Raw genomic sequence first — 21,187 nt, 5'->3', positions numbered from 1 at the left:
GCAGGTCCTCCGGGTGGTCGACGGCGGCGGTCATGGAGGACTTCGGAGCCGGCGCCCTTACGGATTGGTTTCTTCCGCAGATGACCCGCGAGGGGTGGTCCCACCCCGCAGCATCTGGTAGGAAAGTTTCCTAACGGAATCGGAAAGCCTCAACCACCGTACGGAGGCCCTGTGTTCACCCCTCAGCGCAAGACGATGGCGATCGGCACCCTGCTCGGCGCGGCCCTGCTCGCCGCCCCGCTCCCGGCGCACGCCACGGCGGCCCCGGCCCCGGCTCCCGCTTCCGCGACGGCCGTCGCGGCCGCCGCCACGGGACTCGACGACCCGGCGAAGAAGGACATCGCCATGCAGATCGTCTCCAGCGCGGAGAACTCCTCGCTGGACTGGAAGGCGCAGTACAAGTACATCGAGGACATAGGCGACGGACGCGGCTACACCGCCGGGATCATCGGCTTCTGCTCCGGGACCGGGGACATGCTCGAACTCGTCGAGTACTACACCCAGGTCAAGCCGGGCAACGTGCTCGCCAAGTACCTGCCGGCCCTGCGTGCCGTCGACGGCAGCGACTCGCACGCGGGCCTCGACCCGAACTTCACCAAGGACTGGGCCAAGGCGGCCCAGGACGCCGAGTTCAAGAAGGCCCAGGACCACGAGCGGGACCGGGTCTACTTCAACCCGTCCGTCAAACAGGGCAAGACGGACGGCGTCGGCACCCTCGGTCAGTTCGTCTACTACGACGCCATCGTCATGCACGGCGACGGCACCGACTCCACCAGCTTCCGCAACATCCGCAAGCGGGCCCTCGCCAAGGCCAAGCCCCCGGCCCAGGGCGGCAACGAGACGACCTGGCTCAACGCCTTCCTCGACGCCCGCGTGTGGGCGATGAAGCAGGAGGAGGCGCACAGCGACACCAGCCGCGTCGACACCGCCCAGCGGGTCTTCCTGAAGAAGGGCAACCTGAACCTCAACACCCCGCTCGACTGGAAGGTCTACGGGGACTCCTTCCACATCGGCTGACCGGCACCGCAGTCACCCCCGCATCAAGGGCCCCGGCCATCGACCGGCGCCCCAACTCCCTTCAAAATCACGGGTGGTGGCCAATTCTTGCTCCCGTGAAATGGCTTGAGCACCTCGGGCCGAGGGCATAAATCCGGCCCGGCCCCTTCCGGTGGGCCGGGCCGTCGATGCCGTCCTTAGGGGGGACTCGTGAACTACTACGTCGACGTCATCAAGCGCTACGCGGACTTCAACGGCCGATCGCGCCGCCAGGAATACTGGATGTTCGTCCTGTGCACCATCCCCGTCGTCATCGTCCTGATGGTCATCGACTTCGCGCTGGGGAGCTACCCGGTCATCACCTGGATCTACACCCTGGCCGTCTTCCTTCCGACGCTGGGCCTCAGCGTCCGGCGGCTGCACGACACCGGCAAGTCCGGATGGTGGTACCTGGTGGGCCTGATCCCGTTCGTCGGATGGATCTGGATGATCGTCCTCATGGCCACCGAGGGCGACGCCGGCCCGAACGCGTACGGCGCGAGCCCCAAGCAGATCCACGCCTGAACGACCCGCTCTCCCGGCGCCGCCGCCGACTGGTCACAGTCGACGGCGGCGCCTTCGTCGTTCCCGCCACGTCGTTCCCGCGCCGGTCCGCCCGAAGGTGACACGCGTCTCGTTCGACTTGGGGCAGGGGGCTGTCCAGGCCGGCCCGATCACGAGATATCTTGATGTCGAGCAATGTTGCAGACGAGAGACGCAGACTGTGGAGCGGAGCATCCGGTGACTGACTCGACCATCATCTACACGCACACTGACGAGGCCCCGGCCCTCGCGACGTATTCGTTCCTGCCTGTGATCCAGGCGTACGCGTCGACGGCCGGTGTGAATGTCGAGACCCGTGACATCTCCCTGGCCGGTCGGATCATCGCCAGCTTCCCCGAGCACCTCGAGGAGAGCCAGCGGATCGCCGACGCCCTCGCCGAGCTCGGCGAACTGGCGAAGACCCCCGAAGCCAACATCATCAAGCTTCCCAACATCTCGGCCTCGATCCCGCAGCTGAAGGCCGCGGTCGCCGAGCTCCAGGCCCAGGGCTACGCCCTCCCGGCCTACCCGGACGACCCGAAGACCGACGAGGAGCGCGAGATCCGCGCCCGCTACGACAAGGTCAAGGGCAGCGCCGTCAACCCGGTCCTGCGCGAGGGCAACTCCGACCGCCGCGCCCCCGCCTCGGTGAAGAACTACGCCAAGGCGCACCCGCACCGCATGGGCGCCTGGACCTCCGAGTCGAAGACGAACGTCGCCACGATGGGCGAGAACGACTTCCGCTCCACCGAGAAGTCCACCGTGATCGCCGAGGCCGGCACCCTGCGCATCGAGCACGTCGCCGCCGACGGCACCACCACCGTGCTGCGCGAGTCCGTACCGGTCCTCGCCGGTGAGGTCGTGGACGCGTCCGTCCTGCACGTCGACGCCCTGCGCACCTTCCTCAACGACCAGATCGAGCGTGCCAAGGCCGAGGACGTCCTGTTCTCCGTGCACCTCAAGGCCACGATGATGAAGGTCTCCGACCCGATCATCTTCGGCCACGTGGTCCGCGCCTTCCTCCCGAAGACCTTCGCGCGCTACGGCGAGACCCTCGCCGCCGCCGGCCTCTCCCCGAACGACGGCCTCGGCGCCGTCCTGAACGGCCTGGCCGCGCTGCCCGACGGTGACGCGATCAAGGCCTCGATCGACGCCGAGATCGCCGAGGGTCCGGCCCTCGCCATGGTCGACTCGGACAAGGGCATCACCAACCTGCACGTCCCGTCCGACGTCATCGTCGACGCCTCGATGCCGGCCATGATCCGCACCTCCGGCCACATGTGGGGCCCGGACGGCGCCGAGGCCGACACCCTCGCGGTCCTGCCGGACAGTAGCTACGCCGGTGTCTACCAGGCCGTCGTCGACGACTGCCGCGCCCACGGCGCCTACGACCCGTCCACGATGGGCTCGGTGCCGAACGTCGGCCTCATGGCCCAGAAGGCCGAGGAGTACGGCAGCCACGACAAGACCTTCGAGCTCGCCGCCGCGGGCACCGTCCGTCTCGTCGACGCCGCGGGCAACACGGTCCTGGAGCAGGAGGTCGCCAAGGGCGACATCTTCCGCGCCTGCCAGACCAAGGACGCGCCGATCCAGGACTGGGTCAAGCTCGCCGTCACCCGCGCCCGCGCCACCGGCGTCCCGGCCGTGTTCTGGCTGGACGAGGGCCGCGCGCACGACGCGCAGCTGATCGCCAAGGTCAAGACGTACCTCGCCGACCACGACACCGACGGTCTCACCATCGAGATCCTCTCCCCGGTCGAGGCCACCGCGTACTCCCTGGAGCGCATCCGCCGCGGCGAGGACACCATCTCCGTCACCGGCAACGTGCTGCGCGACTACCTGACCGACCTCTTCCCGATCCTGGAGCTGGGCACCAGCGCCAAGATGCTGTCGGTCGTCCCGCTGATGAACGGCGGCGGCCTCTTCGAGACCGGCGCCGGCGGCTCCGCCCCGAAGCACGTCCAGCAGCTCGTCAAGGAGAACTACCTGCGCTGGGACTCCCTCGGTGAGTTCCTCGCGCTGGCCGTCTCCTTCGAGCACCTCGCGACCACCACCGGCAACGCCCGCGCCCAGGTGCTGGCCGACACCCTGGACCGCGCCACCGGCACCTTCCTCAACGAGGACAAGTCGCCGAGCCGCAAGCTGGGCGGCATCGACAACCGCGGCAGCCACTTCTACCTCGCCCTGTACTGGGCGCAGGAGCTGGCCAAGCAGACCGACGACGCCGAGCTGGCCGCCGCGTTCGGCGCCCTCGCCAAGACGCTGGCCGAGCAGGAGCAGACCATCGTCGACGAGCTCATCGCCGTCCAGGGCTCCCCGGCCGACATCGGCGGGTACTTCCAGCCCGACGCGGCCAAGGCCGCGGCGATCATGCGGCCGTCCGAGACGCTGAAGCAGGCGCTCGCGATCCTGGGCTGAGCCCGGAACCCGGCTCGCCCCGGGACCACCGCACACGGGTCCGCCCCGGCCGGCACCACGCCCGGCCGGGGCGGCCCCGTACCCGGAGCTTCGCGGAAACCCGGTTGTGGACGGGCGGGCGCTGCGGCTAGGAAGGCCGGGTGATCCGAGGAAAGCTGACCGGGCTGCGCGCCCGGCTCCCCGAAGACGTACCCGTGCTCCACACCGAGCTGTACGACGACGTCGCGACCCGCTCGCGCGCCGACTCCCGACCCTGGCGCCCGCTGAGCGCCGGCGGCGGGCACTCCCCGTACGAGCCGGCCGCCCCCACCGGCGACGCGGTGGTGTTCTCGGCCGTCGACCTGACCTCCGGCGAACTGGCGGGAGAGGCCCTCCTGTGGGGCATCGACACCCACAACCGCGGCGCTCACCTCGGCATCTCGCTGCGCCCGGGCAGCCGCGGCCGGGGCTTCGGCGCCGAGGTCGTGCAACTGCTCTGCCAGTACGGGTTCACCGTGCGCGGACTGCACCGGCTCCAGGTGGACACCCTCGCCGACAACGCGGCGATGATCGGCGCCGCCCTGCGGGCCGGCTTCACCCTGGAGGGGACGCTACGACGCTCCGCGTGGGTGAGCGGGGCCTTCGTCGACGAGGTGATCCTCGGGCTGCCCGCTGCGGAATGGCAGCCCGAACACTGGCAACGCTGACTCCGATCAAGCGCGTCGGTGCGCCCGCGCCCCGGGGCGGGCGCCCGCGACACCTGCCCGGGCCCGCGTCACGTCGGCCCGCGTACCGTCAAGCCGTCACGTCAAGCCTCGTCGCGTCAGCACACGTCTGCGCCGGCCGGCGCCGCGATTGCGGACGCCTCCGCAGTGGGTCGGAGGCGGGCGCCGGCCACGACGCACCACTCCCGCTCCAGGGGTATGAGGTGACCCGTCGTCGAGCGGAGGTCATCCGGGAGCCCGGCGCGGTCGAGCAGGGCCGGGAAGTGCTCCGTGCGGTACCGGTCGTGAGCGGCACGGCCCGACCAGAGGGTGGTGACCAGGTAGCGATCCGGCGCGAGCCGGGTGACCACTCCCGCCCGCATCCCGCTCGCCGCCGCCATGCCGGGCCCCCAGACGCGGCGCTGCACGTCGAGGAAGTGCTCCGCACGGCCCGGCAGCACGCGGCAATCGGCGACCCGGAGCAGCTCCGAGCCCTTCAGACCCGCCAAGGCCCCGGGGAGGTCCGCCACCTCGCCCGCCATGTCGAGGACGGTCCCACCAACTGCTGTGTCGATCGCGGTGAAGGAGCCCTTCTGGCCGCTCAGGGCGAACACCTCGTCGTGACGCTCACGCATGAAGCGGCCGTAGGACTCGGAGCCGCTCCACAGCCCCAGGAGCTTGGCGCGTCCGGTCTCCCGGTCCCACCCACCCACCTGCCCCACCAGCCCCTCGGCGTCACCGATCGCCGCCCAGGCCCGCTGACCGGACCCGAACCGCTCCCGCGACGCCACCGGCACCGTGCAGCCGATCCATTTCCCCCACATGCGCAACCGCCCCCTCCGTGGTCGAGCCGACCCCACGATCATCGCGCTCGACCCCTGGCAGGCGTCAATCGGTCCGAGGTATCAAGGCGCCCCCTACCTGCGACTTAGGCCGTCAGGGAGGCCGCCACCCGGAAGCCGATGTTGCCGGAGGAACTGTCGGGGGTGTTGCGGGTGCGGGCCGCGACGCGGTAGCGGTTGCAGTACGAGTCGTGGCACATGTGCGAACCGCCGCGCATCGACCGCTCCGGGCCCGCTGGTGCGAACCGGTCGGCGCACCACTCCCACACGTTCCCGACCGTGTTGTAGAGCCCGTACCCGTTGGGCCGGAAGGACTTGGCGGGCGCGGTGCCCGCGTAGCCGTCCACCCGGGTGTTGTGCCCGGGGAAGTCGCCGTTCCAAATGTTGCACATGTACCGTCCGTCCGGCCGGAGTTCATCCCCCCAGGGATAGCGGCGCCGCTCCAGACCGCCACGTGCCGCGTACTCCCACTCGGTCTCGGTGGGCAGCCGGGTCCCGGACCAGGCGCAGTACGCCTGCGCGTCGTTCCAGGACACGTGCGTCACGGGGTGGTCCTGGCGGGCTGCGAAGGACGTGCCGGGTCCCTCGGGCCGGCGCCAGTCGGCGCCGGACACCGCCCGCCACCAGGGAGTTCCCGCCACCGCCGGGGACACCGTGGCGAGTTCGGCGTCGAGGAAGCCCGCGAAGACGAAGCTGAAGCCGAACGACTCGGCCTCGGTGACGTGCCCGGTCGCCTTGACGAACGAGGCGAACTGCGCGTTGGTGACGGTGGTCGGGGCGATGCGGAACGCCCCGACCACCGCCTCCCGGACGGGCCCCTCGCCGTCCGCGGGGAACCCGTCCGGGTCCTCGGCCCCCATCAGGAAGCGGCCGCCCGGCAGGTCGAGGAGACCCCGCGCGGCCCGTCCGGCCGCCGGATCCGCGTGCGGCCGCGGCGGGGACGGGACCGGCGCCGAGTCGGTGGCGGCGGCTTCCCGGGCGGGGGTGCAGCAGGGCTTCGGCGGCATGGGGTCGGGTCTCTCCTGGGTGGGGCGTACGGGGGATCAGTGGGACCGGGCGGCGTCCGGTCGGGCGTCACCGGCGTCACCGGCGTCCGCGCGGGCGCCGCCGCCGGACACCGGTGACGTCCGGCCCGCCCGCCCTCAGCTCGCGCGGTCGGCGGCCAGCCGGGCCGCCAAGGCCGGGATGCCGAGGGCCTGTTCCTGCTGCGGGGTGGCCTGGTGGAGCAGGTTCCGCAGCTGGTGGGGGTCGGCGGCCAGGTCGTAGTACTCGCGGAAGGCGACCTGGCCGGTGCCGGAGACCGCCCCGGTGGCGTCGGTGTGCAGGTCGTAGTACTCGGTGTACTGCTTGTCCTTCGCCACGTACGAGGCCCAGGTCTTCGGCCCGGTCCCGCCCGTGCCCTGCTTCCACCACTGGACCAGCAGGTGGTCGCGGGAAGCGGTGCCGAGCAGGGACTGGCCGTCCTGGCCGGCGGGCCGCGCGACCCCGGCCGCGTCGAGGATCGTCGGCGCGATGTCGATGTTGGCGACGATCCGGCCGTCGGTGGTCCCGGAGTCGAGGCCGCCGGCCGGCCACGACAGGTAGAACGGCACCTCGTGGGCGGGGGAGTAGGGCACGGACTTCTTCAGCCAGCCGTGGTCGGCCCAGGTGTAGCCGTTGTCCCCGGTGAAGATGACGAGCGTGTTCGCCAGCTGCCCGGTCGCCGCCAGCCGGTCACGGATCGCCTGCACGGCGTCGTCCACCGACAGCAGGCTGCGCAACTGGCGCGTGCGCAGCTCCCGCGCGTCGTCGAGGGTGCCGGTCGCGTTGCGGATGTACGCCGGCTTGTCGGAACGGTCCGCCTCCGGGACGGAGGGACGACCGTTCCACGCGGGCACGGGCGTCTGCGCGTACTTGGGCGCCGGGACGTTCGGCGCGTGCGAGGCGTACGGGGTCACGTACGCGAACCACGGGCGGGAGTCGTCGGCCGCCTTGTCGATGAAGTCGAGGGTCTTGTTCCGGACGATGTTGGTGGTGTAGCCCTCGATCTGTTGCACGGCGCCGTCGACGTTCCAGCGGGCGTCGTTGTAACCGGGTTGGAGCAGGGCCCACTCCTCGAAGTGCGGCGGGTTGTCGGCCAGTGCCCAGGAGTTGAGGTACTTGCCGAACAACCCCGTGCGGTAGCCCGCCTGTTTCAGGTGGCGCTGCACGGTGGTGGACTGGTCGAGGCTGTGCGAGGCCGCGTTGTTGCGGACGCCGTGGTGGTGGGCGTGCTTGCCGGAGAACACGGACGAACGCGACGGCGCGCACAGCGGGGTCGCCGAGTGGCCGTGGGTGAAGGTGACGCCCTGGCCGCCGAGCCAGGCGATGGTCTTCGGGAGCGCCCACTCGGTGTGCTTGGGATGGTCGTCGGTGACGATCAGCAGGATGTTCGGCCGGGCGGCGGACGTCCCGGAGCCGGCCGGAGCGGCCTGTGCGAGGCCGGCCGGGGCCGCTGCGGAGGCGGCGACGGCGGCCGCGCCGGCGATGAAGCCGCGCCTTCCGACCGCGCCGGCGCGGGGCGTGCCGGCGCGGGGGGTGTCGGCGCGGGGCGTGCCGGCGTCGGGCGTGCTGGGGTGCTCGCTCACGAGGGTCTCCTGTACGTGCGGGGCAGGGTGACGTACGTACCGGGCTCGGGGCAGGCCGCAGCCGCCCCCCGAAACCCGCAGGTCAGACCCTAGGAGTCGGCCCCGCCGCACTCAATGGACCCCGCATGTCAGTGCCGTGGCAGTGCTGTGGCGGCAGTGTGGCGCGGGTGTGCCGCACGTGTGGCGCGCGTGTGGCCCCGGACGGGCCGAGGCCGGCCGGTCGCCCGCCACCGCGTCCCGAGGGCACGCCGTCGTCGCGGCCGGGTGCCGGGCCGGCCGGCTGGTCGGCGCGCTCCCGTCAGAGCCGGTGCACCCGGCCCTGGCCGACGGCGAGCGGGTTCCGTCCGGCGGCCAGTACGCGCAGTCCGGGCGCGACGGCAAGGAGCGCCCGCAGCCACTCCAGCGTCCGCGGGGCCAGCCGGTCGCAGTCGTCCAGGACGAGGAGCATGTCGCGTTCGGCGAGCCACGAGGTGGCGTTCGCCGTGCCGCAGGGGAGGAAGGGAATGCCGGGCAGGCAGCCGAGGGCGTCCACCAGTTCGCGGACGCTGCCGTCGTGCCGGACGGCGATGACGGCGGATCCGTCGCAGAAGTTCGAGGCGAGCCTGCGGGCGATGTCCCGGACCAGCAGGCTCCGCGGTTCGCGGAAGCGGCCCGTGACGGTGAGGACCCGGCCCCGTCGCACGGCGGTGAGCAGCACGGACAGCTCGGCGGACGTGGTCGGCAGTGTTCCGGCTGATCCGGCCGCGCCGGACGCCCTGGATTCCCCCATCGGCACGATGCCCCCCATTGCATGCGTGACCAGGCGCGGCAACAGGGATGCTTCGAGCCGCATGTCGACGATTATGCGCCAATTCCCCGGCGTCGCCAGGGGAATTGCGCATTCCGTCGAAGGTATGTACGGAGGCTCGCGGGGGCCCGGCGCAGGCCCGGGCCCGCACGCGCGGGCCCCCCGGCCGCAGCTGCCCCCGTCACCGTGACGCCCCGGTCTCGGTACGTGCCCCCGGTCGGCCGGATGGTGGAGTCCGGGTAGACGCCCGCCGGTGGCCCTCCCGTCGCCGCGCGGGCGACGCGCCCGGAAGGTCCGGACCACCGCGCCGACCACCCGCGCGACCCCCGCCCGGCCGGTCGGCTCCTCGCGGTGCAAAGCGTTGCGGATGCGTGCGCGCGACCCGACCCGTACGCCATCGCTCCGGCGTACCAAGGCCACCGGAATCGGGCGTGCATGAGCCACGGCAAAGCGGTCGGCGTAGTTCCTGTGGTCCCGGTGACGTACGTACCGGGCCCGGGCCCGTGGGGAACGGTTGTCCGGACGACGGGAATCGGCTCTACTGCTGTGCAGCCCCGTCGGCGGGGCATATTCCAGGGAGGGGCCCACCATGAGAGCGGACCGGCGAGCGGACCGGCGCAAGGACGGGCGGGCGCGACCCTTAGGGCACCGGCGGCGCCACGGTCGGCGGGGCCTCAAGGCCCTGCTGGCCCTCCTGCTGTCCGCCTTCTTCCTGGTCGGCGTCTGCGCCGCCACCGGCATCGCCTGGGACCCCTTCGCGGCGGGCGCCACCGAGCGGAGCGCGGCGCCCGACATCAACGTGCCCTGGTCCACCGGGCCCGGCGGCCCGGCCGACCCCGAGGCCTCCACCACGCCGGAGCCCGAACGGAGCCAACCCCAGGACGACGGCGGCACCCGGGCGGCCACGCCGCCCGGCAGCACCGGGGGACAGGCCGGCGCGGGCGCGGCGCGTCCCCCCGGCGCGCTCCCCTTCGACCTGCCGCAGCCCGCCGCCCTGCGCACCGGAGCCGCCGGCCGCAAGTTGGTGTTCGCCCACTACTTCACCCCCTACCCGCTCTCCCTGGACAACGCGAGCGCCGACGCCGACTACTACACCCGCAACTACCTGAACCCGGACGGCGAGAGCGGCAAGCACGAGCGCTACGGCGGCCTGCTGCGCGACCGCCCGCTCCCCGTCCAACCCAAGGAAGGCAACTGGGAGCTGACCAACCTCCGGCAGGAAGTGCGCACCGCCCGGGACGCCGGCATCGACGGATTCACCCTCGACATGCTCTCCCTGAGCGGAAAGAACTGGGAGCGGTCCAACCTCCTGATGGAGGCGGCCCGTTCGGTGGACCCCGCCTTCAAGATCATGCTGATGCCGGACATGACCTCGCTGAAGACCGACGACCCCGCCGTCCTCGCCGACGCCGTCGCCGCCCTCGGCAAGTCGCCCGCCGCGCACCGCCTCGGCGACGGCCGGCTCGTCGTCTCCCCGTTCAAGGCGGAGGCCAAGGACGTGGGTTGGTGGACCCGGGTCATCGACACCCTGCGCACCAAGCACGGCATCCGCACCGCCTTCGTCCCGCTCTTCCTCGACTTCGGCGCGCACAACGGCGCGTTCGCCCCGATCAGCTACGGCTTCTCCGAGTGGGGCAGTCGCTCGTACGTCGGCCAGGAGAGCTCCACCCGGGACGTCGACCGCGCCCACGGCCTGGGCAAGATCTGGATGCAGCCCGTGTCGGTGCAGGACGCCCGTCCCAACCAGGGCATCTACGACGAGGCCGGCAACACGGCCACCCTGCGCTCCACCTGGACCCGAGCCATCGAGGACGGCGCCGACTGGGTGCAGCTCACCACCTGGAACGACTACTCCGAGGGCAGCCAGTTCGCCCCGTCCCTGCACAACGGCCACACCTACCTGGACCTGACCTCGTACTACCTGACCCGGTTCAAGACGGGCGGTTGGCCCCAGGTGGTCCGCGACACCCTGTACATGACCTCCCGCATCCAGTTCGCCTCCGCCGACCCGACCGGCGACCAGTCGCTCGTGATGAACCTGCGCAAGGGCAGCGCCGCCCCCCGGGACGCGGTGGAGGTGCTCAGCTTCCTGAAGGAGCCGGCGACGGTCCGCACCACGGTCGGTTCCGCCCGGGACGAGCACCGGGCCCCGGCCGGCGTCCACGCGGAGCTGCTGCCGCTGAAACCGGGCATCAGCTCGGCGGAGGTCACCCGGGGCGGCCGGTCCGTGACGGAGGCCGAGCTGCCCTACCCGGTCGAGCACAAGGTGGACGTGCAGGACCTCCAGTACTACGCGGCGACCAGCGGCCGGGGGACGTAACCGGGCAGCCGGGGCGGGACTCCCGTACCGGACCGCCCGCCGGGACTCCCGGACCGGACCGCCCGCCCCGGCCGACGGCGCAGGCCACCTTGCCGGTATTGGCCTTTCGCGGGCGGGCGGATCCCCTGCATGATCCGGATGCCGCGCACGCCGCGCGCGCCGCACCCGACCGGAGGTACCCGTGACCGAGCCGTCCGCCCCGCCCGCCTTCCCCGACGGCCCGGCCCTCTTCCGGCTCGACCCCGCCGTCGCCCACCTCAACCACGGCTCGTTCGGCGCGGTCCCGATCCCCGTACTGGACGCGCAGGAGGCCCTGCGCGCCGAGGCCCACGCCGACCCCGACGCGTTCTTCGCCTCCGTCCCCGACCGGCTGGACGCGGCCCGGGCCCGCATCGCGGCGCACCTCGGGGCGGAACCCACGGGCATCGCCTTCATCTCCAACGCCACCGAGGGCGCCAACCTCGCCCTCGACGCGATCCCGCTCGCCGACGGCGACGAGATCCTGGTCACCGACCACGGCTACGGCACCGTCGTCGCGGCCGCCGCCCGCCGGGCCCCCGTCACCACCGTGACCCTGGACCCGTTCCTGCCCGACGAGGACGCCGTCCGCGAGACCGTGCTGGCCGCCCTGACGCCCCGGACGAAAGTGGCCCTGCTCGACCACGTCAGCTCGCCCACCGCCCGCCTGATCGCCGGCCCCCGGCTGCTCGCCGACCTCGCCGCCCGCGGCGTCACCACCGTCGTCGACGGCGCCCACACCCCGGGCATGCTGGCCCGACCGATCGCCACCGGCGCCGATTTCTGGTTCGGGAACCTCCACAAGTGGGGGTACGCCCCCTCGGGCAGCGCGATCCTCGCCGTCGCCCCGGCCCACCGGGCGCGGGTCCGCTCCCTCACCCCGTCCTGGGAGGACCACCGGGGCTTCCCGCTGTCCGTCGAGTACCGGGCCACCGCCGACTACACCGGCTGGCTCGCCGCCCCCGAGGGCCTCGACCTGCTGGAACGCCTCGGAGCGGCCGGCGTCCGCGCCCACAACCACGCCCTGGCCGCCTACGGCGCCGCCCTGCTCGCCGAGGTGCCCGGGCTCACCCCGCTCCCGTGGACCGAGGGCCTGCCGCTGCGCTCGTTGCTGCTGCCGCCCGGCACCGCCGAGACCCAGGACGGGGCCCGGGCGATGCGCGAGGAACTCGCCGCGAAGCTCCGTACGCGGGTCCTGGTCTGGCCCCGCCGGGGTGGCGGCGGGCTGCGCGTATGCGGCCAGATCTACAACCGCGCCGAGGAGTACGAGCGCCTCGCCCGGGCCCTGCCCGGTTACCTCAGAGGCGCCTGAGCAGGTAGGTGTCCATGATCCAGCCCTTGCGGGCGCGGGCCTCGGTCCGCAGCTCCTCGATCCGCCCGGCCACCTCGGCCAGCTTCCCCGAGACCAGGATCTCGTCCGGGGTGCCGACATAGGCGCCCCAGTAGATGAACAGGTCCTGGTCGAGGTGGGCGGTGAACGCGTGCCGGGCGTCCAGCATCACCACCACGTCGTCCACGTCCTGCGGCCAGCCCTCCGCGAGCCGCCGGCCCGTGGTGATCTGCACCGGACGCCCGACCCGGTTCAGGTTCGTCCGGTGTCGGGCCAGCAGCGCCGACACGCTGCTGATGCCGGGCACCACCTCGTGCTCGAACGCCACCCGCCCGTGCTCCAGGACCTCGTCGAGGATCGCGAGGGTGGAGTCGTACAGCGAGGGGTCGCCCCACACGAGGAACGCCCCCGTCTCGCCCTCCGCCAGGTCCTCGGCGATGAACCGCTCGAAGATCTCGGCCCGCGCGCTGCGCCAGCCGTCCACGGTCGGGGTGTAGTCGGAGGGGGTCCGGTCGCGGTCGGGATCGCGACCCTCGACGAGCCGGTGCCCCGGACGGGCGTGCGCGTCCAGCATCGCGCGCCGCAGCCCCGTCAGGTCCGACTTCTCCTCCCCCTTCTCCAGGATGAGGAACGCGTCCGCTGCGCCGATCGCCCGGACCGCCTGAAGGGTCAGGTGGTCCGGGTCGCCCGCGCCGATGCCGATCACTGAGAACTTCTTCACCCGGCTATTCTGCCCGTCATGCGTGCCGCCCTGTTCGTCACCTGCGTCAACGACGCTCTGTACCCCCGGACCGGCATCGCCGTCGTCCGTCTCCTGGAGCGCCTCGGCGTCGAGGTGGACTTCCCCGCGGCCCAGAGTTGCTGCGGGCAACCGCAGTACAACACCGGCTACCGGTGGGAGAGCGAACCGCTGCTGCGCCGCACCGCCGAGGCCTTCGCCGGTCACGAGTACGTGGTCACCCCCTCCGGCTCCTGCGCCGCGATGATCCGCGAGCACTACCCGCGCATCGGCCGCAAGGCGGCCCAGGAGGGCCGGGGCGACGCCCTGGCGGAGCTCGCCGCCGGGCTCGTACCGCACGTCTACGAACTCACCGAGTTCCTGGTGGACGTCCTCGGCGTCACCGACGTCGGCGCCCACTTCCCGCACACCGTCACCTACCACCCCTCCTGTCACGGCCTGCGGACCCTCGGCCTGGGCGAGCGCCCCCGCCGGCTGTTGAGCGCCGTCAAGGGCCTGGAACTCCGCGAACTGCCCGGCGCCGAGGAATGCTGCGGCTTCGGCGGCACCTTCGCCGTCAAGAACGCCGACGTCTCCGCCGCCATGGGCGCCGACAAGATCCGCAACGCCCGCGCCACCGGCGCCGAGGTGCTCTGCGGCGCCGACAACTCCTGCCTCGCCCACCTCGACGGCACCCTCCGCCGCGCCGGTGCCCCGCTGCGCGCCCTGCACCTGGCCGAGATCCTGGCCTCGACCGAGGAGGAACCACTGCGATGACCCGCCCCCCGGTCACCCACCTCGGCATGCCGGCCCTCCCCACCGCCTTCCCCGCCTTCCCCACGGCCGCCCGCGAGGCCGTGCGCGACGAGGTGCTGCGCGGCAACCTCCGGCACGCCACCCACACGATCCGCGACAAACGCGCCCGAGCCGTCGCCGAACTGTCCGACTGGGACCGGCTGCGCGCCGCCGGGAAGGCCGTCAAGGACCACACGCTGCGCCGGCTCGACCAGTACCTGCTGCAACTGGAGGCCGCCGTCACCGCCGCGGGCGGCACCGTCCACTGGGCCGTCGACGCCGACGAGGCGAACCGGATCGTGACCGACCTCGTCCTCGCCACCGGCGAGCGGGAAGTCGTCAAGGTCAAGTCGATGGCCACCCAGGAGATCGGCCTCAACGAAGCCCTGGAAGCCGCCGGGATCGCCGCCTACGAGACGGACCTCGCCGAACTCATCGTCCAGCTGGGCAACGACCGGCCCTCCCACATCCTGGTCCCCGCCATCCACCGCAACCGGGGCGAGATCCGCGACATCTTCCGCACCGAGATGGGCCGCCTGGGCCGCCCGGCACCGGAGGGCCTCGGCGACGACCCGCGCGAACTCGCCGAAGCCGCCCGCCTGCACCTGCGCGAGAAGTTCCTGCGCGCCAAGGTGGCCGTCTCCGGGGCCAACTTCATGGTCGCCGAGACCGGGACGATGGTCGTCCTCGAATCCGAGGGCAACGGCCGCATGTGCCTCACCCTCCCCGACACCCTCATCTCGGTCGTCGGCATCGAGAAGGTCGTCCCCACCTTCCGCGACCTGGAGATCTTCCTCCAGACCCTGCCGCGCTCCTCCACCGCCGAACGCATGAACCCGTACACGACCATGTGGACCGGACTCGGCCCGTCGAAGGGCGCCGACGGCGACGGCCCCTCCGCCTTCCACCTCGTCCTGCTCGACAACGGCCGCACCGACACCCTCGCCGACGAAACCGGCCGCCAGGCCCTGCGCTGCATCCGCTGCTCCGCCTGCCTCAACGTCTGCCCGGTCTACGAACGCGCCGGCGGCCACGCCTACGGCTCCGTCTACCCCGGCCCGATCGGCGCCATCCTCAGCCCCCAACTCCGCGGCACCGGCAGCGACATCGACGCCAGCCTGCCCTACGCCTCCACCCTGTGCGGCGCCTGCTACGACGTCTGCCCGGTCGCCATCGACATCCCCGAGGTCCTCGTCCACCTCCGCGAACGCGTCGCCCAGGGCGGCCCCGTCACCCGGGACGGCGTCCGCGTACGCATCCGCCCCGTCCGCGGCCACACCGCGCAGCGGGCCGCCCTGCGCGCCGCCCGCCTCCTCCTCGACCGCCCCGGCGCCCTGCGTGCGGGGGAGCGGCTGCTGTCCCGGGCCCGCCGGCTGCGCCCGCGCCGGCTCCCCGGACCCGGCCGCGCCTGGACCGACACCCGCGAACTGCCCGACGTCCCCGCGGAGTCCTTCCGCGACTGGTGGACCCGCGAACGGGAGACCCCGAAGCCGTGAGCAGCAAGGACCGCATCCTCGCCCGCATCCGCCGGGCCGCCTCCGGCCCCGACCCCACCGTCCCCCGGGACTACCTGCGCGCCCACGGCGTCCGCACTCCCGCCGAAACCGCCGACCTGCTCGCAGCGAACCTCACCGAGTACCGCGCCACGGTCCACCGCACCGACGCGGCCGGCCTGCCGCCGCTGCTGACCCGGCTCCTCGCGGGCGCCCGTACGGTCCTCGTACCGCCCGCCCTGCCCCCGCACTGGCTGCCCGCCGCGGGCCCGGACCTGATCGCCGACCGCGCCGAGTCCACGCTGCGGGAGCTGGACCGCGTCGACGCCGTCGTCACCGGCTGCGCCCTGGCCATCGCCGAGACCGGCACGATCGTCCTCGACGGGGGCCCCGACCAGGGCCGGCGCCGCATCACGCTGATCCCCGACCACCACGTCTGCGTGATCCGCGTCCCCGACCAGGTGGTGGACTCCGTCCCGCAGGCCCTCGAACTGCTCGACCCCACCCGCCCGCTGACCTGGATCTCCGGCCCCTCCGCCACCAGCGACATCGAACTCGACCGGGTGGAGGGCGTGCACGGCCCCCGCACCCTGGACGTCGTCCTCCTCGGCGCACAATAGGGCCCATGCCCTCCCACATCGCCCTCACCGCCCTCGTGGTCCACGACTACGACGAGGCCATCGACTTCTACACCCGGGCCCTCGGCTTCGACCTGGCCGAGGACACGGCGCGCCCCGACGGCTCCCGCTGGGTCGTCGTCCGCCCGCCGGGCGCCGAGGAGAGCGCGCTCCTGCTGGCCCGCGCCAAGGACGACGCGCAGCGCTCCCGCGTCGGTGACCAGACCGGCGGCCGCGTGGGCTTCTTCCTGTACACCGACGACTTCGCGCGCGACCACGCCCGGATGACCGCCGAGGGCGTCCGCTTCCTGGAGGAGCCGCGGCACGAGGCGTACGGTTCCGTCGCGGTCTTCGAGGACCTCTACGGCAACCGCTGGGACCTACTGCAGCCCGCCGCCGCGTAGCCGCGGGGCCTCCCGCGCGGCGTCCACGACGGCCCCGCCGGCCACCCGGTGGGCCAACTCCCCGGCCCACCGGACCAGCCCCGGCAGGTCCAACCCGTACTCCTGCGGCACACCGTCGAGGGACGCCGCGCCCCGCCGCAGCAACCGGGCCCCGCCGAGCGCGTTCCCCCGGGCCGCGTGCGTCAGCCCCACCGCCAGCTGCGCCATCGCCCGCCACAACGGGGCGGCGTCGGCGGGACCCGACTTCCAGGCGTCCTCGAACACCTCGTGCGCGTGGAAGGGCATCCCGGCGTCCAACAGCCGCTGCGCCTCGGCGACCGTCGCCGCGGGGGAGCGCACCACCCCCTCCGGCTGCCGCTCCACCCCGGCCGCTCCGTAGGGCAGTGGCCGCCCCAGTCCGTCCCTCGGCCGCGCACTGCGCGCCCGCCCCTCACCGTCCCGGTCCCTTGCGTTCACCCGACCATCCTCCCCCTCGCCGATTACCCGTGCACGCACACCCCTCAGCGTGGGGTAATGTTCTGCATGTGCCCGCCGCACGGGGGAAAACCCCAGGTGGAAGGCACAGTGGAAGCTGGAAGGATCAGCGGAAGCAACGGGACGTGGCGCAGCTTGGTAGCGCACTTGACTGGGGGTCAAGGGGTCGCAGGTTCAAATCCTGTCGTCCCGACAGTGCATGAAGCACGTCGGAGGTCGTTCTCTCAATACGAGAGAACGACCTTTCGTGCGTTACGGCTCCAGCAGTGGCCCGTGCGGGTGGCGGAGACCGGCCGGCGGCCCGGCCGGTTCGGGCCATCCCCTGGGTGCGTCGCACCCGTGACCGATGCGGCGCGGTCGCTCCGTTAACATGTTCGAGCCAACGGTAGGTGGCGGGCATGCTGACATCGGACAAAGCGGCTGGAAATTGATATCTAAGGTGTCGCGACTTCTCGCGCGAACAGAAGGCGGCACCGACTCCGCCGCGTGGCGTCGGCCGCAGGTCCTGCTGTGGTCCGGCGTCGGTGTGGTGGGCCTCGGTTTCCTCATCGCGCTGGAGATGGCCGCCCGGGGGTACGGCAAGCCCGGGCCGATCACCGTCCAGTGGCGCGAGGTGATCTTCGCCCCGCAGTCGGGGACCGTGCTGTACGCGGCCATGACCCTGATGCTGGTGGTGCTGACCTGGCGGCAGCGGTTCATCGCCGTCGGAGCCGCGATCGGCATCGACCTCGTGTTCTGGCTCGTGCGGTGGCTCGTCGGCGCCCCCATGATGTTCGGCAGCGGCGCGTTGTGGGTGACGCTCGCCTGCGGCGTCATCGCCCTCACGCGCCGAACCGGTCGTGAACGCCGCCTGCTCTTGCAGGGCGTCGGACTGGCCCTGCTGCTCGTGACCGGCCGCAAGACCGGCTACACCTGGCTGTTGATCACCTCCAAGACCCAGCCGATGGTGCTCGACCAGTACGTCGCGACCGCCGACCACGCGCTGGGCAACCCCTCGTGGGTGGTGGGCCGGATCGTCGAGGCGACCGGAGCGATCGGCGCCAACGTCCTCGAATGGGTCTACATCCAGCTCGCGGTGGGCGCGGTCCTCGTCGCGCTGTACCAGCTGCGCCACGTCGCGGCCGAGCGCCGCTTCCCCGGCCATCACCTGGTGCGCACGTTCCTGGTCATCGGCCTGCTCGGGCCCGGCATCTACATGATCTTCCCGGTCGTCGGCCCGATCTTCGCCTACGGCGCCGAGGGCGGGCGGTGGGCGTTGGCCGATCTGTGGCCCCACACGGCGCCGTCGTTCGGCACGCCCGTCCCCATGCCGTTCGACGAGTTCACCCCGCGCAACTGCATGCCCAGTCTGCACACGGCGTGGGCCACCGCGATCTTCATCCATTCCCGCAAGGGCCCGCGCGCCCTGCGCTACCTGGGCACCTTCTGGCTGATCGCCACCCTCGGAGCCACGCTCGGCTTCGGCTACCACTACGGCGCCGACATCATCTCCGGCATCGTGTTCACCCTCACGATCGAGGCGGCGCTGCGCGCCCAGGCCCGTGGTTGGGACCGGTCGGCGAGCCTGGTGGTCGTCCACGGGACCGTGGTGTTCGTCGCGATGCTGACGTCGTACCGCTACCTGCCGGTGCGGATGGCCGAGACCCCGTGGCTGTTCGGGCCGCTGCTGGTGCTGGCGACCGCTTCGGTGATCCTCGCCTACGTACGGACCACCCGGCGGTGGGACCGGGAGGCGGCCGTGGCCGTCGCCCCCGTACACCTGCCCGAGCAGCGGCGCGAGCAGCAGCCCGAGCTCGTCGGCTGACTCAGGGCGCGGGGGAGTCGCCGGCGGCGGGTGCGTCCGCCGCCGTGGGTACGGGCGGCTCGGCGCGGATGCCCGCGATGACCACCGTGATGAGGCAGAACGCGATGACCGTCTCCGCCCACAGGAAGGCGATGTAGTCCAGCAGGCAGCCGATCGGCGGGGCGCCGGGGGCGGTGTTGCGGAAGGCCGCCAGGGCGAACAGGGTGGCCGCCATCCAGCCCAGCGCGGGCCAGGTCAGGCCCTTGCGGCGGGTGACCAGGTACCAGCCGCCGATCAACACCGAGACGGCCAGCGCCCACATCGCGATCATCATGAACACCGCGAAGACGAGCACGCTGTTGGACCGGGCCAAGCCGATGTCGAGGACGGCGACGTCCTGCGCGGTCGAGGCGTCGACCGCCGCCGAGAAGAGGACGTCGTTGTTGGAGAGCGTGACGCGGACCGGCACCTTCTCCCCGCCGGCGGTCGCCCCGAACTCGACGGCCGCCTCGTAGGCGTCGAACGGATAGTCCGTGATCGAGCCGCCCGTCAGGGCGACCGGCACGTCCGTGGTCGCGATCCGCTGGTGCGCCTTGAACGCCAGGTCGCCCCGGGTGGCCGCCGAGGTCTGGACCGTGAGGTCCTCGGCGGGGGAGATCCCGCCCGCCTCTGCCAGGGCCCCCCGGGGCGTGACCAGCACCCGCAGCACCATTTCCCGGCCGGCGGCGTCGACGCGTTGGATGGTGGCGCTGATGTCGACGCGGTCCGGATCGTCGCGGCCCGCCGTGTGGACGGTGTCCAGCGCCTGCCGCTCCCCGAACTGGAGCCACGCCCCCACGGCGACCGCCGCCACGATGGCCATCACGACCAGGGCGGGCAGCAGCTTGAGGCGACGCGCGGACGGTGACGGACGAGGGGACTCGGTCACGGTGGCTCCGGGGTCCGGGGGTGCGGGGTGCGGGCTCGTGGGGCCCGGCCGACGGCTGCGGGCCGGGGGCCGGGGCCGTGCGGGATGCGAGGGCCGGTCAGGCCGGTTGCGCGGTGCGCGGTCCGATCAGGCGGCGGGCTTGCCCGGCTGGTCGTGGGTCGAACAGTGGATCCCGCCGCCGCCCGAGGCGATGGTGTCGATCTTCACCGGGACGACCTCCCGCTTGGGGAAGTGCTCCCGCAGGATGCCGCGGGCCCGGTCGTCCGCCTTGCGGTCCCCGAACTGGGGCATGAAGACCGAGTCGTTGGCGACGTAGAAGTTGGCGTAGGTGGAGACGAAGTCGTCACCCTCGCCCGTGATCCGGTTCAGGTCGGGCTGCGGCAGGTCGACGACCTCGAAGCGGCGGCCCCGGGCGTCCGTCGCCTTCGACAGGACGGACTTCGCCTGGTCGGCCGAGCGGGACCAGGAGTCCGCCGGCGTGCTCGGGTGCGCGCGGTCCAGCAGCACCACACCGGGCGCGGTGAACCGTACGAGGCTGTCGACGTGCGCGTCGGTGATGTCCTCGCCGCGCACCCCGGCCAGCCAGATGACCTTCTCCACGCCCAGGGTCTGCTTGAGCTCGGCCTCGATCGTGTCCCGGGACTTGCCCCGGTTGCGGTTGTCGTTGACGATCGAGCTCTCGGTGATCAGCAGGGTGCCCTCGCCGTCGGGCTCGAAGGAGCCGCCCTCGGCGACGAGCGGGGCCTGCACCCGGGGGATGCCGTACTTCTGGAGCAGGAGACGGCCGACCTGACCGTCGTTCTTGTGTTCCTGCTTGTTGCCCCAGCCGTTGAAGTTGAAGTCGACGCCGATGACCTTGCCGCCCTCCTCGACGAACACGGGGACGGTGTCGCGGGCCCACAGGTCGTCGACGGCCAACGGGATGACCTCGACCTGCGAGCCGCAGGCGCGCTGGGCCGCGTCGACCTGGTCGGGCCGGGCCATCATGACCACCGCCTCGAACTCGCCGACGGCCCGCGCGATCCGCGCGATGTCCTCCCGTACGTAGGGCAGGTCCCGCTCCCAGACCGAGGTGAGGGCGGGCCAGGACATGAAGGTGCGGGTGTGGCTCTCCCACTCGGCGCCGAGCCGCCGCTTCGCGGCGTGGCCGGGCGACCCGGAGGGCCGGGCGGAGCCGGTGGCGCCGGACTGCGCCCCGGATTCGGCGGGACCGCAGGCCGCCGCTCCGAAAACGGCGGCGCCCAGACCGGCGAGGGTCTGGAGGACGCTCCGGCGGGTGGGGGGAGTGAACGACACGGGGGGACTCCGATCGTGTGCTGGCTGAGCAAGAACGTTCGGCCAGGACGGGCACGGGAGGCGCGGCTGGGGCCGGCACGCCGGGCCCTACGACAAG

General features: G+C 72.5%; 19 protein-coding genes and 1 tRNA gene. 12 read left to right on the top strand and 8 right to left on the bottom strand.

Annotation, left to right across the window (positions count from 1 at the left end; genetic code table 11):
* Positions 1 to 195 precede the first annotated feature (195 nt).
* The 4 genes from ACFY0I_RS13350 (at position 196) to ACFY0I_RS13335 (ending at position 4,682) form a co-directional block, all read left to right on the top strand.
* Complete coding sequence (locus ACFY0I_RS13350; RefSeq protein ID WP_388894414.1) at positions 196 to 1,017, top strand: chitosanase; 822 nt, start codon at positions 196 to 198, stop codon at positions 1,015 to 1,017.
* A gap of 189 nt (positions 1,018 to 1,206) precedes the next feature.
* On the top strand, positions 1,207 to 1,560 hold the full coding sequence (locus ACFY0I_RS13345; RefSeq protein WP_319190552.1) for a DUF805 domain-containing protein: 354 nt from the start codon (positions 1,207 to 1,209) through the stop codon (positions 1,558 to 1,560).
* Between the two features lie 216 nt (positions 1,561 to 1,776).
* On the top strand, positions 1,777 to 3,996 hold the full coding sequence (locus tag ACFY0I_RS13340; RefSeq protein ID WP_388893935.1) for an NADP-dependent isocitrate dehydrogenase: 2,220 nt from the start codon (positions 1,777 to 1,779) through the stop codon (positions 3,994 to 3,996).
* Positions 3,997 to 4,136: 140 nt separating this feature from the next.
* On the top strand, positions 4,137 to 4,682 hold the full coding sequence (locus tag ACFY0I_RS13335) for a GNAT family N-acetyltransferase (protein WP_388893933.1): 546 nt from the start codon (positions 4,137 to 4,139) through the stop codon (positions 4,680 to 4,682).
* Positions 4,683 to 4,798: 116 nt separating this feature from the next.
* On the opposite strand, the gene ACFY0I_RS13330 is transcribed toward ACFY0I_RS13335, so the two are convergent.
* From ACFY0I_RS13330 to ACFY0I_RS13315, 4 genes are all read right to left on the bottom strand, one after another.
* Positions 4,799 to 5,503: a DUF4937 domain-containing protein gene (locus tag ACFY0I_RS13330; RefSeq protein WP_388893931.1), complete on the bottom strand. Its 705-nt coding sequence runs from the start codon at positions 5,501 to 5,503 to the stop codon at positions 4,799 to 4,801.
* Positions 5,504 to 5,607: 104 nt separating this feature from the next.
* Entirely contained in the window at positions 5,608 to 6,528 is a 921-nt protein-coding gene (locus ACFY0I_RS13325; protein ID WP_388893929.1) for a formylglycine-generating enzyme family protein, read from the bottom strand.
* A gap of 135 nt (positions 6,529 to 6,663) precedes the next feature.
* Entirely contained in the window at positions 6,664 to 8,127 is a 1,464-nt protein-coding gene (locus tag ACFY0I_RS13320; protein WP_388893927.1) for a sulfatase, read from the bottom strand.
* A 298-nt stretch (positions 8,128 to 8,425) separates the two neighbouring features.
* Complete coding sequence (locus ACFY0I_RS13315) at positions 8,426 to 8,959, bottom strand: hypothetical protein (protein WP_388893925.1); 534 nt, start codon at positions 8,957 to 8,959, stop codon at positions 8,426 to 8,428.
* Positions 8,960 to 9,503: 544 nt separating this feature from the next.
* Between ACFY0I_RS13315 and ACFY0I_RS13310 the strand changes: the two genes are divergently transcribed.
* Together ACFY0I_RS13310 and ACFY0I_RS13305 are read left to right on the top strand one after the other, a co-directional pair.
* Positions 9,504 to 11,234, top strand: a complete 1,731-nt coding sequence (locus ACFY0I_RS13310) for an endo-1,3-alpha-glucanase family glycosylhydrolase (protein ID WP_388893923.1) — start codon at positions 9,504 to 9,506, stop codon at positions 11,232 to 11,234.
* Between the two features lie 181 nt (positions 11,235 to 11,415).
* Complete coding sequence (locus ACFY0I_RS13305) at positions 11,416 to 12,564, top strand: aminotransferase class V-fold PLP-dependent enzyme (RefSeq protein WP_388893921.1); 1,149 nt, start codon at positions 11,416 to 11,418, stop codon at positions 12,562 to 12,564.
* Here ACFY0I_RS13305 and cobF read toward each other — a convergent pair.
* Positions 12,551 to 13,303 carry a precorrin-6A synthase (deacetylating) gene (gene cobF / locus ACFY0I_RS13300; protein ID WP_388893919.1) on the bottom strand — a complete coding sequence of 251 codons (753 nt, stop codon included), beginning with the start codon at positions 13,301 to 13,303 and terminating at the stop codon, positions 12,551 to 12,553. The genes ACFY0I_RS13305 and cobF overlap by 14 nt on opposite strands.
* An 18-nt stretch (positions 13,304 to 13,321) precedes the next feature.
* Here cobF and ACFY0I_RS13295 point away from each other — a divergent pair, with 18 nt between their 5' ends.
* Genes ACFY0I_RS13295 through ACFY0I_RS13280 form a run of 4 tightly spaced genes read left to right on the top strand, consistent with a single transcriptional unit; the run spans position 13,322 to position 16,609 of the window.
* Entirely contained in the window at positions 13,322 to 14,077 is a 756-nt protein-coding gene (locus ACFY0I_RS13295; protein WP_388893917.1) for a (Fe-S)-binding protein, read from the top strand.
* Positions 14,074 to 15,591, top strand: coding sequence for a lactate utilization protein B (locus tag ACFY0I_RS13290; protein WP_388893915.1), 1,518 nt, complete (start codon positions 14,074 to 14,076; stop codon positions 15,589 to 15,591). Before ACFY0I_RS13295 ends, ACFY0I_RS13290 begins: the two co-directional genes overlap by 4 nt.
* The gene (locus ACFY0I_RS13285; RefSeq protein WP_388893913.1) at positions 15,588 to 16,208 is read left to right on the top strand and encodes a lactate utilization protein C; all 621 of its coding nucleotides are present in this window, start codon (positions 15,588 to 15,590) and stop codon (positions 16,206 to 16,208) included. Before ACFY0I_RS13290 ends, ACFY0I_RS13285 begins: the two co-directional genes overlap by 4 nt.
* 5 nt (positions 16,209 to 16,213) lie before the next feature.
* Entirely contained in the window at positions 16,214 to 16,609 is a 396-nt protein-coding gene (locus ACFY0I_RS13280; protein ID WP_281209101.1) for a VOC family protein, read from the top strand.
* On the opposite strand, the gene ACFY0I_RS13275 is transcribed toward ACFY0I_RS13280, so the two are convergent.
* The gene (locus tag ACFY0I_RS13275) at positions 16,586 to 17,065 is read right to left on the bottom strand and encodes a DUF309 domain-containing protein (protein WP_388893911.1); all 480 of its coding nucleotides are present in this window, start codon (positions 17,063 to 17,065) and stop codon (positions 16,586 to 16,588) included. The two genes, ACFY0I_RS13280 and ACFY0I_RS13275, sit on opposite strands and share 24 nt — an antisense overlap.
* A gap of 137 nt (positions 17,066 to 17,202) precedes the next feature.
* Between ACFY0I_RS13275 and ACFY0I_RS13270 the strand changes: the two genes are divergently transcribed.
* Both ACFY0I_RS13270 and ACFY0I_RS13265 read left to right on the top strand, forming a co-directional pair.
* Positions 17,203 to 17,276, top strand: a tRNA-Pro gene (locus ACFY0I_RS13270).
* 177 nt (positions 17,277 to 17,453) lie between these two features.
* A complete protein-coding gene (locus tag ACFY0I_RS13265) occupies positions 17,454 to 18,887 on the top strand; it encodes a phosphatase PAP2 family protein (protein ID WP_388893909.1) in 1,434 nt (477 codons plus the stop codon).
* A gap of 1 nt (position 18,888) precedes the next feature.
* Here ACFY0I_RS13265 and ACFY0I_RS13260 read toward each other — a convergent pair whose 3' ends face one another.
* Both ACFY0I_RS13260 and ACFY0I_RS13255 read right to left on the bottom strand, forming a co-directional pair.
* A complete protein-coding gene (locus ACFY0I_RS13260) occupies positions 18,889 to 19,794 on the bottom strand; it encodes a DUF4436 domain-containing protein (RefSeq protein ID WP_388893907.1) in 906 nt (301 codons plus the stop codon).
* 126 nt (positions 19,795 to 19,920) lie between these two features.
* Positions 19,921 to 21,090, bottom strand: a complete 1,170-nt coding sequence (locus ACFY0I_RS13255) for an agmatine deiminase family protein (RefSeq protein ID WP_388893906.1) — start codon at positions 21,088 to 21,090, stop codon at positions 19,921 to 19,923.
* Positions 21,091 to 21,187: the final 97 nt, after the last annotated feature.

The sequence above is a fragment of the Streptomyces sp. NPDC001568 genome, assembly GCF_042893755.1.
Classification (GTDB): Bacteria; Actinomycetota; Actinomycetes; order Streptomycetales; family Streptomycetaceae; genus Streptomyces.
Note: the sequence above shows the minus strand (reverse complement) of the source record. Positions and strands in the feature narration are given on the sequence as shown.